Source organism: Paralcaligenes ginsengisoli, assembly GCF_054781135.1.
The window spans coordinates 72,658-86,001 of sequence record NZ_BAAGUZ010000008.1 but is presented as its reverse complement, the minus strand read 5'-3'; the positions used below and the strand labels follow the sequence as shown (position 1 = coordinate 86,001).

Here is a 13,344-nt window from a genome sequence, read left to right as displayed (position 1 = left end):
CCTGCGCTACTGCAGGGCCAGGCAGAGTCCGGCGAAGAAATCCTCTACCTGGATTTGGGTCTGGTCTTTGAACATGGGCTTGGGCAGAGCGCCCCAGACCATGGCCACGAGATTCTGCGCAGGGTTGACATACAGGTGCTGGCCGAAAATGCCTATGGCCTGGAAAGCACCTCGGTGTACAGGGTGGCGGGTGTCGGGCAGGGGCCATACCATATAGCCGTAGTCGATTTTGGCTCCCGAAGCCAGGAACGGCCGGCTGGCGGCCCGCATCCAGCCGGCGGGCAAGATTTCAACCCCATCGATGATGCCGCGATTCAGCAGAAACAGGCCGAACCGGCCGTAGTCGCGCAGGCAGGCAGAGATGCCGCTGCCGCCGACCTCGAGTCCGTCGGGCGACTCCAGCCACCAGGTGGCATCCGACTCGGTGCCCAGCTTCGACCAGATCCGCTCCGAGAAATAATCGGCCAGGGAACATTGCGTTGCCGCCCGCACCAGAGCACCGGCGATATGGGTTTCGCCGGTGCTGTAGTTCCAGCGGCTGCCCGGCGCGGCGGCGCGCGGCAGGCTGGCCATCATGTCGAGAATTGCGCCCGGCTGCTGCGCAATCTGCAGATCGAGCATGCGGCGCCGGTCCGACAGCGGGTTGGTGTAGGTTTCGTCCCATTGGACACCCGAGGTCATGGTGAGCAATTGTTCAACGGTGACGCCATCGTAGGCGCTGTGGTTCAAGGCTGGCAGGTAGCGGGTTATGGGGTCGGCCAGGCTTTTTATACAGCCGTCCTGGATCGCGACTCCTGCCAGGGTGGCCGTGACCGTTTTGGCGATCGACATCGACACCCAGCGCGTGCTTTCTGTGTTGCCCAGTTGGTAAGTTTCGTAGCAGACCTCGCCGTTCTTGATGACGAGCAGGCCGCCGACACGGTTGATCGAGAGAAAATCGTAGAGATCGTAGCTTTTGCCTTGCGAGGCGAATGCAAAGTTTTGTAGATGTGTTGCTCGGCCAGGCAGGGGGCGGATCCGGGGGCCGCGGGCAATCGTCCTGCTTGGGAAGAGTCGGTCGATATGGCGGAATGTGCGAACCTGGGTATCGGGCAACAGGGCGCCGTCATAGATTTGCCTGACGGTTCCAAAAGATTCTTCGATTTGCATGATTTGGTGAGCCTGCCGCAATGAGGGACCATCGATGCCTGCCAACGTAGTGGATGCGCCCTGGGCTGTCAAATGGTAAAACAGGTGCTGTGCAGGATCTGGATGCATTCATATATTAGAGAGGCCGAGGATGAGACTTTTGTTGGCAACGTTCAAGCATGAAACAAATACGTTTTCTCCGGTGGAGACCAGGTTTGAGCGATTTTTCAAGGGATCCAATGGGGTTCTGAGCGGCGCACAGGCGATTGCTGCCCGTACGGGGACCGGCACAGGCATAGGAGGCTTTATCGATGTGGCTTCCCGCTACGGGGCGGAAATCGTGGTGCCGATTGTCGCCGACGCATGGCCCAGTGGCCCTGTGGATCGCGACGCTTACGAAAAAATTGTCGCCGCCATACTAAGCGCGGCCGAAGGCGCCTACGACGGAATTTTGCTGGATCTGCATGGCGCCATGGTGGTCGACGGTTTCGAGGACGGCGAAGGAGAATTGCTGCGCCGCCTGCGGCGCATCCAGCCTTCCGTTCCGATAGGCGTCACGCTGGACATGCATGCCAATCTGTATCCCGACATGGTGTCGAATTCGACGGTGATTACGGGTTATCACACGTATCCACATGTGGATATTTACGAGGCCGGAGTGCGTGCGGCGGAAATCATCTGCAAGACCATCCAGGGGCAGCTCAGGCCGGTGATGACATGGGGCAATCGTCCCATGCTGCCGCATGTCATGCGGCAGGGCACCCACAGCGGCCCGAATCGCGATCTGCAGGAGCGCTGCAAGTCGCTTGAGCAGGCAGGCACTCTGGCTGCTTCGCTGTTTGTCGGGTTTCCCCATGCCGATATTGCCAATGCGGGTCTGAGTGTCGTGGTGTGCACTGATGCAAATCCCGATGCGGCGACTGCGGTTCGCGATTCCCTGCTTGACGAAGCCTGGGACCGGCGCGCGGAGTTTCTGTTCGAGTCTGTGCCTTTGACCGAGGCGGTCGAATCGGCGACGCGGCAGACGGAGTACCCGGTTATCCTGCTGGATCACTGCGACAATGTGGCTTCGGGCGGGACCATGGACACCACTGTGGTCCTGAAGGAAGCTCTTGCGCAGGGTTTGAGCAATGCGGTGTTTTACGCTATTTATGATCCGGCGGCGGTGGCGCAGGCCATACAGGCGGGGGTTGGCAATAAGGTGACGCTGTCGATGGGCGGCAAGGCCCGGCTGCTGGCCACCAACGAGGAAAATCCGCCTCTTGAATTGACGGTTACGGTGCGCACGATCAGCGATGGGCGCTTCAAGCTGTGGGGGCCGATGAGCGCGGGGGTCGAGATTTCCACCGGCCCAACCGTGGTGCTGGATACCGGCAATATTCTGATTGTGGTCGCATCGGGGCATATGGAGCCCTTCGATTTGAATTGTTTTTATTCGCTGGGAATCGATGTGCGCAATATGCATTACGTGATCATGAAGAGCCGGGTGCATTGGCGTGCGGGATTTACGGGTGTGGCCAGGCATGTGATTGAGTGCAATGGAATAGGGGTGACGACTTCGGACTATTCCAAATTGAAGTTCGAACACGTGCGCCGGCCTATTTATCCGTTGGATCCTTTTTGATTGTGGTGGTGTGCGTGGGGCTTGCGTACTCTGTTTTGGCTCGTCTTCGGTGTTCTCTTTAGGCGCGAGCATGGCGGGTCAATGGCCAGGACAAATGCCTGCACGATATGCGTTCTTGAGACGCTGGGGTGGCGGCCCAGGCAGGGTGGAGCTCGCATCGTCCGGTCCTGGCTGCGCCAGGACTGCCCGCGGCCGGCGCCTGGATCGGGCGGTCGCGGAACTCGCGTCGTCCACAGCCCCCCGGGCTGTGGACACCCTTGACGCTCAAACAACCGCTCCCTTGCCTCCCGATCCAGGCGCCGGCCGCGGCGGACTCAAGCTCGCTCACCCTGCCTGGGCCGCCACCCCAGCTTGCATTGGAGTAGTTGGTGGGGATTTCTTTGCGTTCATGCTCAGGGGCGGTTGAAAAATGAAATTATCGATTCGGCCAGTGGGTATTGGGATCGAGCGGATAGACGGGATGGTGCACATTCTTGAACGGGAACAGGGCGTAGTTCGAACTGGTGACGCCGCTGCTGTCGCATTCCACAAACCCCTTGGCGATGGGAAAAAATACCGGGCGGCAATACATGCGTGATTTCAGCAGCAGGAAACTCTTGCGTGCCGGATCCAGCCCCACGCAAGTGAACACGCCCAGATCCCAGGGTTCGTGGGTGCGTTCGGTGACCACGATTTCCAGATCGCCGCATGCAAACAGGGCTGTTCTGCCCATGCTGCATTTCATGCCGGTGTAGGTAGGCCCGGAAATGATGTATTCGCCGTTGCCCAGGTGTTTGACCTGGCCGGTGAGCGTGACCGGTTCCTTCACGATGCCCAGGCTTGTCAGAGGCCGCTTGTTGCCCAGCTGAAGAGTGACCGTTGCGCCCTCTCCCGCATGTACCAGTTGTTCGACGGCTTGAGGATCGCACAGCGGGCCGACGCCGATATTGCCCAGACCTTGAGCCAGGGCCTCTTGCAGCACGTCCATGGTGTCGCAGGTGCCGCCGGACATGCAGTTGTCGCTGTGATCCAGCAGCAGTATCGGGCCTCGCGGGTTTCCGCAGCCGGCCTGCGGGCCGGTTTTTGCCGCGAGGGCTTTGGCATTGGCGATCGAGTCGGCCAATGGCGGGCTATGGTATACGAATCCTTCTTTTGACGCCCAGATCTTCAAGGCGATCTGGCGTGCGGCCTGGCGTGCGGAGGCGGCGTCCTTGCCCACGGTGACCACGCTGATGCAGGGGGCGGGAATATCGGCCAGGGCGAAGCCGGCCAGCACGGAGGCAGCCAGGACGCTGCTTTGCTCCGCCTCCCTGGCGGCCTGGATGGCGGCGCACATGGCGGGCGAATTGCTGGCGCTTTTTAGCGTATGAGTCATCAGGGGCAGGCGTTCCCAGGCAAGCGCCGGGCTGATTTCACCTTTGAGCCTGGCCAGCAGCAGCCGGCCCGCGTGTTCCCCGGTTTCGTACATATCGATGTGGGGATAGGTTTTGAAGCTCACGATGATATCGGCGTTGTCCATCATTTTTTGCGTGACGTTGCCATGCAGGTCGAGCGCGACGGCAATGGCTTTTTCAGGATGGCGGGCCTTCAGGCGCTCCAGTAGATCGCCTTCGCCGTCGTGGCTGTTTTCGGCCACCATGGCGCCGTGCAGGTCCAGCATCATGGCGTCGCAATGATCGGAGGCATCGAGTATGTGGCGGCATAGGGTGTCATAGGCCGTTTTTTCGACCGGGCCGCTGGGATTGGCCGTGGCGGAGATCGGCGTGATGAGGTCGGCGCCGGCCGCCTTTGCCAGATCGATAAATGCGCTCATTGCCGTGCGGCCGCCCAGGTTTTCGGCATAGGCATCGGCTCCGTAGGTGGGGCCATCGATGCCGAATGAGGCAAGCGGGGTGGGGACTGGCGAGAATGTATTGGTTTCGTGATTCATTCTGGCTATGAGTAGTTTCATGACTGTCTATCCGTGTAATGTCATTTCTGAGTCGCTCGTGAGCGCGCGGGCCGTGTGCGCCGCATGAGCCTGCGGCTTGCTGCCAGTGTGCCGCGGTTCAGGAGTCGGCCGAAGCGATCCCCGCCTGCTCCAGTATGGCCAGCAGCAGTACGTTGCCGCCGGCCTGAATGTGTTCCGGCTTGGCGTCTTCGATTTCATTATGGCTGATGCCATCTTTGCAGGGAATGAAGATCATGGCGGTGGGCGCCACGCGGGCCAGGTAAACGGCGTCATGGCCGGCACCGCTGACGATATCGGTGTGCGTGAAGCCCAATTGGTCGGCGGCATTGCGCACCGCCTGGATCTGTTCCTGGTGAAAGGGTTGCGGCGGGAAATAAACCACTTGCTCAATGTCGACCGCGAGAGCGCCACCCGCCTGCAGTTCGCGGCATGCGGTGTGCAGCGCGGCGTCCATGGAACTCAATACGTCGTCCGAGGCGGCGCGCAGATCGACACTGAGTTTCACGCGCCCAGGAATGACATTGCGCGAGTTGGGGAAGTTGTCGATCCATCCGACGGTACCGCGCCCGTGGGGAGCGTGGGCCAGCGCGATCCGGTTGACCGACTGGATCAAACCGGCGGCCGCCAGCAGGGCATCCTTGCGCAGCTCCATGGGTGTGGGGCCGGCATGGGCTTCCATGCCGGTGATGGTTATGTCATACCAGCGCTGGCCCAGGGCTCCGGTCACGACGCCTATGGTGTCTTGCCTGGCTTCGAGTATGGGGCCTTGTTCGATATGAGCCTCGAAGTAGGCCTTGATGGGGAAGTGTTGGCTGCGCGTATTGCCGGCATAGCCTATGCTGTTCAGCGCGCTGGCGACACTGATGTTCTGCGCATCGGTTTGCGCGAGCGTCTCGGCCAATGGAAAGGCATCCACGAAAACCCCCGAGCCCATCATGACGGGCACAAAGCGTGAACCTTCTTCATTGGTCCACACCACCACTTCAATGGGCGCCTCGGTGCGGATTTTGCGATCGTTGAGGGTGCGCAGCACTTCCAGCCCCGCCAGGACGCCGTAATTGCCGTCGAATTTCCCCCCGGTGGGCTGGGTATCGATATGGCTGCCGGTGAGTACCGGCGGCAAATCATTATTGCGGCCCGGACGGCGGGCGAAAATATTGCCGATTTCATCGATGCGGATCGAGCAGCCAATGTCCTTGGCCCATTGCACGAACTGGTCGCGCCCCTGGCGGTCGAGTTCGGTCAGGGCCAGGCGGCAGACACCCCCTTTTGGGGTGGCGCCGATTTTCGCCAGCGACATAAGCGATTGCCAGAGGCGATCGCCATTGATGTGCAGAGTCGCGCTTGCAGAGAGGGATGAGTTCATGGTGTTCTCGAATCGAAATTTTAGGGCGATGCTGACTGGACTGCCCCGACGCCCAGGTATTGATCTTTGGCGTACGTGTCGTGCATGAACGACGCGTTGTCGTTGCTGTAGACGATCTTGCCGCCCTCGATGATGTAGTGGCGTTCAGCCAGTTGAGTGCAGACTTCCAGGTTTTGTTCGACCAGCAGTATGGAAATTCCCTGGGCCTTGAGCAGCTTCAGCTGCGCGACGATTTCTTCCACGATGATTGGCGCCAGGCCTTCAACGGGTTCGTCGAGCATGAGCAGTTGGGGATGATTCATCAGTGCGCGGCCTATGGCCAGCATTTGCTGTTCGCCTCCGGAGAGCTGCGCGCCGCCGTTGCGCCGCCGCTCGTATAGTCGTGGGAAGATTTTGTATATATCTTGCAGCGACCAGGGGGAGCCTTTTTTTCTGCCCAGATTCAGGTTTTCTTCCACTGTCAGCAAACGGAAGATGCCGCGATGTTCGGGCACCAGGCAAACCCCCCGGCCGGCAATCCGATAGGCGGGCAAGTGGGTGATGTCCTGGCCTTTGAACAGAACGGTTCCGCTTGCCGGCGTGATCAAGCCGGCAATGCTTTTCAGCGTCGTGGATTTGCCCGCCCCGTTGCGGCCCAGCAGCGTAACCAGCTCTCCCTGCCCGACTTCGATGGAAACGCCCTGGATGACGTGGCTTTTGCCGTAGTAGCTGTGTATCTCCTGTGCCTTCAACATTATCGGCCTCCGGTAATCATATTGCCCAGGTAGGCGCTTCTTACCCGGTCGTCCGACTTGATGGCCTGCGGTTCGCCCTCCACCAATACCTTGCCCTGCTGCATGACGGTAATTGTGTCGGAGATATCCATGACTATGCCCATATTGTGTTCAATCAGGATGACCGTGAGTTCATCGCGCAGGCTGTAAATCAGTTTCTTCATGGAGTCGATGTCGTCGATACCCATGCCGGAGGTCGGCTCGTCCAGAAAGATGGCCCTGGGCCTGGCCGCCAGCGCCATGCCGACTTCGAGGCGCCTCTGCTGGCCGTGCGACAGCGCGCTGCTCAGCTTGTGCCTGACCTGGGTCAGGCCGACTTTCTCAAGTATGGCCTCGATCATGTCGGCTTGTTCGCGGCGCATTTTGATGAGCGACCATAATCGCAGTGCCTGCAAAGGGCGTATGCCTTGCGTGGCCAGCCTGAGGTTTTCATGGACCGACAGAGTGGGAAACAGCGAGGTAACCTGGAATGATCGCGCCATGCCGGCCTGCACCCGCTGATAATCCGCCCGCTGGCTGACATCGTGACCGTCGAAAATAATCGACCCTTCGGTAAGAGGCACGGTACCGGTGAGCGAATGAAAAAGTGTGGTTTTTCCCGCCCCATTGGGGCCGATTACCGAGTGTATGGTTTTGGCCTGCACGCATAAATCGACGCCGGCCAGCGCCACGAATTTCCCGTAGCGCTTGACAATGTTGCGGGCTTCCAGAATAGGCTGGGTCATGGTTTGTGCTCCTTGGCCGGGCTATCCGTCCGATTGCCGCGGGCGCGTTTGAAGACCAGTTCGCACAAGCCCCATAGCCCTCCTTGCAAATACAGGCTGACGACCATCAGCAGCAAGCCAAACAGCAGCAGCCAGCGGGGCCACAGGTCGGATAGCCAGTCGGACGCGATGACATACAGCGCCGCACCCAGCACCGAAGCGAACAGATTGCCGGTCCCGCCGATTACCGTGATGACCAGGATCGTTTCGCTGATGTGATAGTTGATGCTGGTCAGCGGCGCAATGCCGGTCATCATGGCGTACAGGGCCCCGGCCAGGGCCGTCGTGGCGCCCGACACCATGAAGGCGACCAGCTTGAAAAGCCTGATGTTGTAGCCGATTGCCGTGGCGCGCGCCGGATTGTCGCGTATGGCGAGCAGCGTGCGGCCGAAAATCGATTCGACGATGCGTTGGAGCAGATAAAACACGATCAGAAAAATAATCGCGACGAAGCTGTAGTATTCCCAGCTGGTTTTATTGGGCAGCAGCGTGTGGCCGAATGCGGTAAGTGGCAGCGTGGGAATGTTCAACAGGCCATTGTCGCCGCCGGTCCAGTCCGGCAGCGAGTACGCCAGGAAATAAAACATCTGCGCCAGCGCGAGCGTGAGCATGACGAAGTAAACGCCTTTTTGCCGTATGCTGAGCCAGCCGACCGCCGCGGCGACAAGCGCTCCGACCAGCATGGCCAGAAGCAGGGTCAGCGGCATGGACAGGCTGGTGCGCGTCAAGGCAATGCCCAGGGCGTAGCTGCCTGCGCCGAAGAAGATCCCCTGGCCGAAGGACAGCAGGCCCGTGTATCCCAGCAAAACATTGCATGCGAGCGCCGCCAGGGCGTAAATCAGCACCTCGGTGGCCAGTGAGCCCGACTTCAGGAGCAAGGGCAGGAGCAGGACGGCGGCCAGGGCCAGGAGCAGGAATCGGTGTTTGTGCAGCAGTTCCATTCAGGCTCTCCCCATCAGGCCGTTGGGGCGCAATAGCAGGACCAGCGCCATTGAGACATAGATCATCAGGCTGGCGCCCTGGGGCCACAAGGTACTCATGATGCTTTGCACGATGCCCACCAGCAATCCACCCAGAAGAGCTCCGGAAAAACTGCCCATGCCGCCCACCACGACGACGACAAACGCGACGGCGAGGGCTTCAATGCCCATGAAGGGTTCCACGCCGCGCAGCGGCGCGGCAAGCGTCCCCGCCAGGCCGGCGGTAGCGGCGCCGAGGGCAAATACCAGGCCAAAAATTCGATGCACATTGATGCTGAGCAGCGTCACCATTTCGGGAGATTCGCTGCCGGCCCGCACGATGCTGCCCAGGCGGGTGCGCTCAAGCAGCAGCCATATCAGTGTTGCCAGGACCGCAGTGAAGACGATGACAAAAAGGCGGTATTTGGGATAGATGAAGCCGCCCCAGATGATTACCCCTTTCAATAGATCGGGGGGCGGAACATTCACACCGACCGGCCCCCATACAAGTATGACCAGTTCCTGTATGGCGAGTGCCAGGCCAACCGTGAACAGGATATGGAATTCGTGAGGCAGGTTATAGACCTTGCGCAGGATGAGTTTTTCCGTCAGCCACGCAAGCGCACCGACGATGCACGGGCCGATCAGCAATGTCCACCAGAAGTTCACCCCCCACTGCAGGGCCTGGTAGCACGCGTAAGCGCCCAGCACATAAAAGGCGCCGTGCGCGAAGTTGACAAACCGCAGCAGGCCGAAGACGATGGACAGGCCCACGGCAAGCAAAAAATAAAGCATGCCGATGCCGATGCCATTAATGACTTGCAGGAGATAAACATTCATAGGCGGGTTCGACCCTAGGAGGAAGTGCGGCTTTTCGACAGGTTCAACCCTGCAAGCGGAAAATGCTGTCGGCGCTGTACCGCGCCACCGCTACCCTGTTTCAGGGCCGGCGGCGCGGGATGGCGGGGCGACGCCTCAGGTAGACATTTTGCAGCCCGCTTCTGCGACTGACAGGAAAGACTGGCCCGAGTGCAGGATCTCGCAGTAATCGTCCTTGTCTTTCATTTTGTTTTTGGCCTTTCCTTTCAGCAGGTAATAATTCTTGATGACCTGGTGGTCTTCTTTGCGTATTTGTTCAGGGCCTGTCAGGCCGTCGTAGCGGGCGCCTTCCATGGCCGCAATGACTTTGGCCGGATCGGTGGAGCCCGCCTTGTTGATGCCGTCTATCATCAGCTTGGTGCAAATATAGGAACCTGCCAGACTGTAGTTGGGGTTCATCTTGAACTTGGCCTGGGTCTGTTTTACCAGGGTATGGTTCAGCGGACTATCGATGCCGTGCCAATACTGCACGCCGAAATAGACGCCTTCGCACAGATCGGCGCCGAGCGATTCGAATTGTTCCAGGCCCGAAGCCCAGGCAATCAGGATGGTGGTCTTGGTTTTCATGCCGAAGCTGACGGCCTGGCGCAAGGTTTCCGAGCTTTGCGAACCGAAATTCAGAAGCAGCAGGACATCGGGCTTGGCTGCCATGGCATTGGTGAGATAGCCGCTGAATTCCCGTTCGTCCAGGGCATGATAGCTATTGCCGACGTGCTCGAGCCCGTTCTTGCTGAGCAGGTTTTTGGTTGCGGTGAGCAGGCCTTCGCCGAACACGTATTTGGGTGTAATCGTGTACCAACGCTTGGCCTGGGGCATCATTTTGATGAGCGGGCCGACGGTTTCCTGTATTGCGCCATAGGTGGGCACCGACCAGCGGAAGGTGGCGCGGTTGCAATCGACTCCAGTGACTTCATCGGCCCCCACGGTGGTGACGAAAACGCCTCCCAGCTTGTCGATGGCCTTGCCCATGGCCAGTCCCACCGATGACAGCACCCCGCCGGCAAAGAAATGGGCGTTGGATTGCTGGAACAAGTCTTGCACCTGGCGGATGCCGACGGCCGGCTTGCCCTGGGAGTCCAGGATCTTGTATTGCAGCGGACGGTTCAGTGCCTTGCCGGTTTCTTCGATGATGAGCTGCATGCCCAGGGCAGCGTATTTTCCGTTAGCGGCAAATGGGCCCGACATGGAGTTTGGGCAGCCAAACAGAATGGGGCCGGAATCGCTTGCGGCAAATGCTGTTTTCAAGCCAAGCAATGGGGTTGACATGGCCGCCATGGCACCGATCTTGAGTAGTTCTCGTCTGTTCATAAGTTGTCTCCGTGGTGTGATTATGTTCAAGCTCATGAGATCAGGATGAAGGAAGTGGCGTGCGCGGTGTCCTTTATTCTGTATCCGGATCGATTCTGAGTGCTGTATGGCATCATGGAAATATACGGTTAGCCCAAATAAATCAAACTGTATAGGTAAAAATCAAATTTCCGTACTGATTTATGAGCTGCACTATACCGAAAGGCGGGATCCGGCGTATGTATTAAACAGCGTGTGGCGCCGAAATGGAATGGGCGTTGACCATGGCGGGGTGCCGCGACACGGTGGCGCCGCAAACGGGGCTGGCCGAGAGGTGCAATTAACAGGTGGACCAGGCGCATGGCAGCGTTCTTTACTCTTTTAATACAACAATTTATATCGTAAGTTTAATAAAGCTGTTGCACAATGGCCGCTGAAGCAACCCCTGGCTCGAAAAATTTGCTATTGTCACAAAAATAAACAGTTGGCGAATAATGATGAGCCCAACTATACTTGACAACTAAGTGACTATAGCCTAGTGGTTGCTGCACCTAATTTTGCCGGGACATACGATGTTTTATCAAGTAGGTAATGAAGAGATCAGCGTTGCCGACGATAAAAGTAAGAGGCTTGCCATGCTGGATGACGACGTAACCGAATCACTGCTGTTTACCTATTTTGGTACTAGAAGCCCTTTCTGGCAGCTTTCGGCTGACAGCGATGCTTTGCAGCTGGCTGGCGTCAAGGGCATCCCAAACCTGGCTGTTGCGCTGGTGCCCGAGCAGGCACGTGAAATCCGGGCCTTCTCGGGGGTGACCTCGCATGCAGAAATAGACATCAAGCTTTTTGGCGAATCCCAGAAACTGAGCCTGGTTGGCAAGAAGAATGGCGCCAATTCCTGGTCGGGAACCGCGTCCGACTACATGGACACGCCCACCGTTGCCAAAGATCTCGCGCACGGACTCGAGTTCGCCGAGCAAGTCATATCCGAAGTGAATTCCCTGGTGGTCATCATCGACCACAACAGCAATATCCTGCGATTCAACCGCCTGTGCGAAGAAGTGACCGGCTTGCGCGAAAAAGACGTAATCGGCAAAAATGCGCATGCTTTCATGCGATCCGACGAACAGGCGGCTTCGCGCGCCAACATCAGCGATTTCTTTAAAAATTCCTCGTCGTACGAAGTCGAGCGCCATATCAACACGCTCAACGGCCCGCGTACGATCCTGTGGCGCAACAAATTCGTGCAAAGCGGCAGCGGTCCCGACGAACGCTACCTGGTCTGCTCGGGTACCGATGTTACCGAAGAGCGCAAGGCCCAGGCCAAATTGCTCGAGCTTGCCACTGTCGATACGCTGACCGGCTTGCCGAACCGGCACGCCATCTACGAGAAAATCACGGCATCCCTGCAAAGCGGCGATCGCTTCGGCATTCTTTTCCTCGACCTCGATAACTTCAAGCAGGTCAACGATCACTATGGCCATCTGGTCGGCGACAGTCTCATCCAGGCCGTGGCCCTGAATATCAAGGCCTGCATGCGCGAGGGCGACAGCGTTGCCCGCCTTGGCGGCGACGAATTCCTGGTCTTGGTCCAGAATGCCTCGTTCGCCCTGATGGAAAGTGTCGCGCAGCGAATTACCGATCGTCTCAAGAACCCGATCAGCCTGGGGTTGATCGAAGTCTATACCGGTTGCTCGATCGGCATTGCGCTCTGCCCCGAACATGGCGATACGCTGGATCATCTCATTCGCTGTGCGGATACGGCCATGTATGTAGCCAAAGACGCCGGCAAACGCACGTATCGCGTGTTCTCGCCCGATATGGACAACAGGGTTTCCGAGTTCGTCTGGCTGGACGTCAACTTGCGCAAAGCCCTCGATGCCGACGACCAACTGGTGCTTTACTACCAGCCCAAGCTGTGCCTGAAAACCGGTGTGGTTCGCAGCGTCGAAGCCTTGTTGCGGTGGGACTCGCCTGACCGCGGGCGCATACAGCCTCTGGATTTCATCTCGTACGCCGAAGACTCCGGCCTGATCGTTCCGCTGGGTCGCTGGGTAATGAGAACGGCGGCAAAACAGGCCGCGGCCTGGAAAGCCCGCGGTTTGGATATTCGCGTTGCGGTAAACGTATCCGCGCGCCAGTTGTGCAGCTCGACGGTTGTTCAGGATTTTGCCGAAGCGCTGCGGCAGGCCGGCCAGACTCAATGCCTGCTCGACCTCGAACTGACCGAAAGCTGCCTGGTTGATGACGAAGCCCTGGCTCATGCCGTGATTCGCCAGTTCCGCGACCTCGGGGCTCAAGTTCACCTCGACGATTTCGGAACCGGCTACTCTTCCCTGTCCCAATTGGCCCGCCTGCCGCTCGATGTGATCAAGCTGGATCGCAGTTTCATTAGCTCCATCAACGAAAATGCCACCTCGCAGGCGCTGGTCCGGTCAATGGTCGCGGTCGCGCAGCAGCTGAAGTTCAAGGTTGTCGCGGAAGGCGTCGAAACCGAAGCGGAAGCCGAATTCCTCAAGAGTATCGATGTCGATGACGCCCAGGGTTACTTGTATGGGCGGCCTATGCCGGCAAAAGAGTTCGAGGAATGGCTCAACAACAAGGGCAAGAAGCTACGGCTCGTAGCCTGAGATA

10 protein-coding genes are annotated in these 13,344 nt (G+C 58.7%); 2 read left to right on the top strand and 8 right to left on the bottom strand.

What is annotated here, in order from left to right; translation table 11 throughout:
• Positions 1-6: 6 nt before the first annotated feature.
• Positions 7-1,149 (bottom strand): serine hydrolase domain-containing protein, encoded by a 1,143-nt coding sequence (locus tag ACYVIS_RS05740; RefSeq protein WP_460873479.1) that lies wholly within the window; start codon positions 1,147-1,149, stop codon positions 7-9.
• A gap of 130 nt (positions 1,150-1,279) precedes the next feature.
• Between ACYVIS_RS05740 and ACYVIS_RS05735 the strand changes: the two genes are divergently transcribed.
• Positions 1,280-2,752 (top strand): M81 family metallopeptidase, encoded by a 1,473-nt coding sequence (locus ACYVIS_RS05735; RefSeq protein ID WP_460873478.1) that lies wholly within the window; start codon positions 1,280-1,282, stop codon positions 2,750-2,752.
• Between the two features lie 415 nt (positions 2,753-3,167).
• Here the strand turns inward: ACYVIS_RS05735 and ACYVIS_RS05730 are convergent, their stop codons facing one another.
• The 7 genes from ACYVIS_RS05730 to ACYVIS_RS05700 form a co-directional block, all read right to left on the bottom strand.
• Positions 3,168-4,682 (bottom strand): M81 family metallopeptidase, encoded by a 1,515-nt coding sequence (locus ACYVIS_RS05730; RefSeq protein WP_460873477.1) that lies wholly within the window; start codon positions 4,680-4,682, stop codon positions 3,168-3,170.
• Positions 4,683-4,779: 97 nt separating this feature from the next.
• A complete protein-coding gene (locus ACYVIS_RS05725) occupies positions 4,780-6,048 on the bottom strand; it encodes a Zn-dependent hydrolase (protein ID WP_460873476.1) in 1,269 nt (422 codons plus the stop codon).
• A gap of 20 nt (positions 6,049-6,068) precedes the next feature.
• Positions 6,069-6,782: an ABC transporter ATP-binding protein gene (locus ACYVIS_RS05720; RefSeq protein ID WP_460873475.1), complete on the bottom strand. Its 714-nt coding sequence runs from the start codon at positions 6,780-6,782 to the stop codon at positions 6,069-6,071.
• Complete coding sequence (locus ACYVIS_RS05715) at positions 6,782-7,546, bottom strand: ABC transporter ATP-binding protein (protein ID WP_232741979.1); 765 nt, start codon at positions 7,544-7,546, stop codon at positions 6,782-6,784. The genes ACYVIS_RS05720 and ACYVIS_RS05715 overlap by 1 nt, the downstream gene beginning before the upstream one ends.
• On the bottom strand, positions 7,543-8,526 hold the full coding sequence (locus ACYVIS_RS05710) for a branched-chain amino acid ABC transporter permease (protein WP_460873474.1): 984 nt from the start codon (positions 8,524-8,526) through the stop codon (positions 7,543-7,545). The genes ACYVIS_RS05715 and ACYVIS_RS05710 overlap by 4 nt, the downstream gene beginning before the upstream one ends.
• Positions 8,527-9,384: a branched-chain amino acid ABC transporter permease gene (locus ACYVIS_RS05705; RefSeq protein ID WP_232741981.1), complete on the bottom strand. Its 858-nt coding sequence runs from the start codon at positions 9,382-9,384 to the stop codon at positions 8,527-8,529. It lies immediately after the preceding gene.
• A 135-nt stretch (positions 9,385-9,519) separates the two neighbouring features.
• Complete coding sequence (locus ACYVIS_RS05700; protein ID WP_460873473.1) at positions 9,520-10,731, bottom strand: ABC transporter substrate-binding protein; 1,212 nt, start codon at positions 10,729-10,731, stop codon at positions 9,520-9,522.
• 617 nt (positions 10,732-11,348) lie between these two features.
• Between ACYVIS_RS05700 and pdeR the strand changes: the two genes are divergently transcribed.
• Positions 11,349-13,340: a cyclic di-GMP phosphodiesterase gene (gene pdeR, locus ACYVIS_RS05695; protein ID WP_460873496.1), complete on the top strand. Its 1,992-nt coding sequence runs from the start codon at positions 11,349-11,351 to the stop codon at positions 13,338-13,340.
• Positions 13,341-13,344 lie beyond the last annotated feature (4 nt).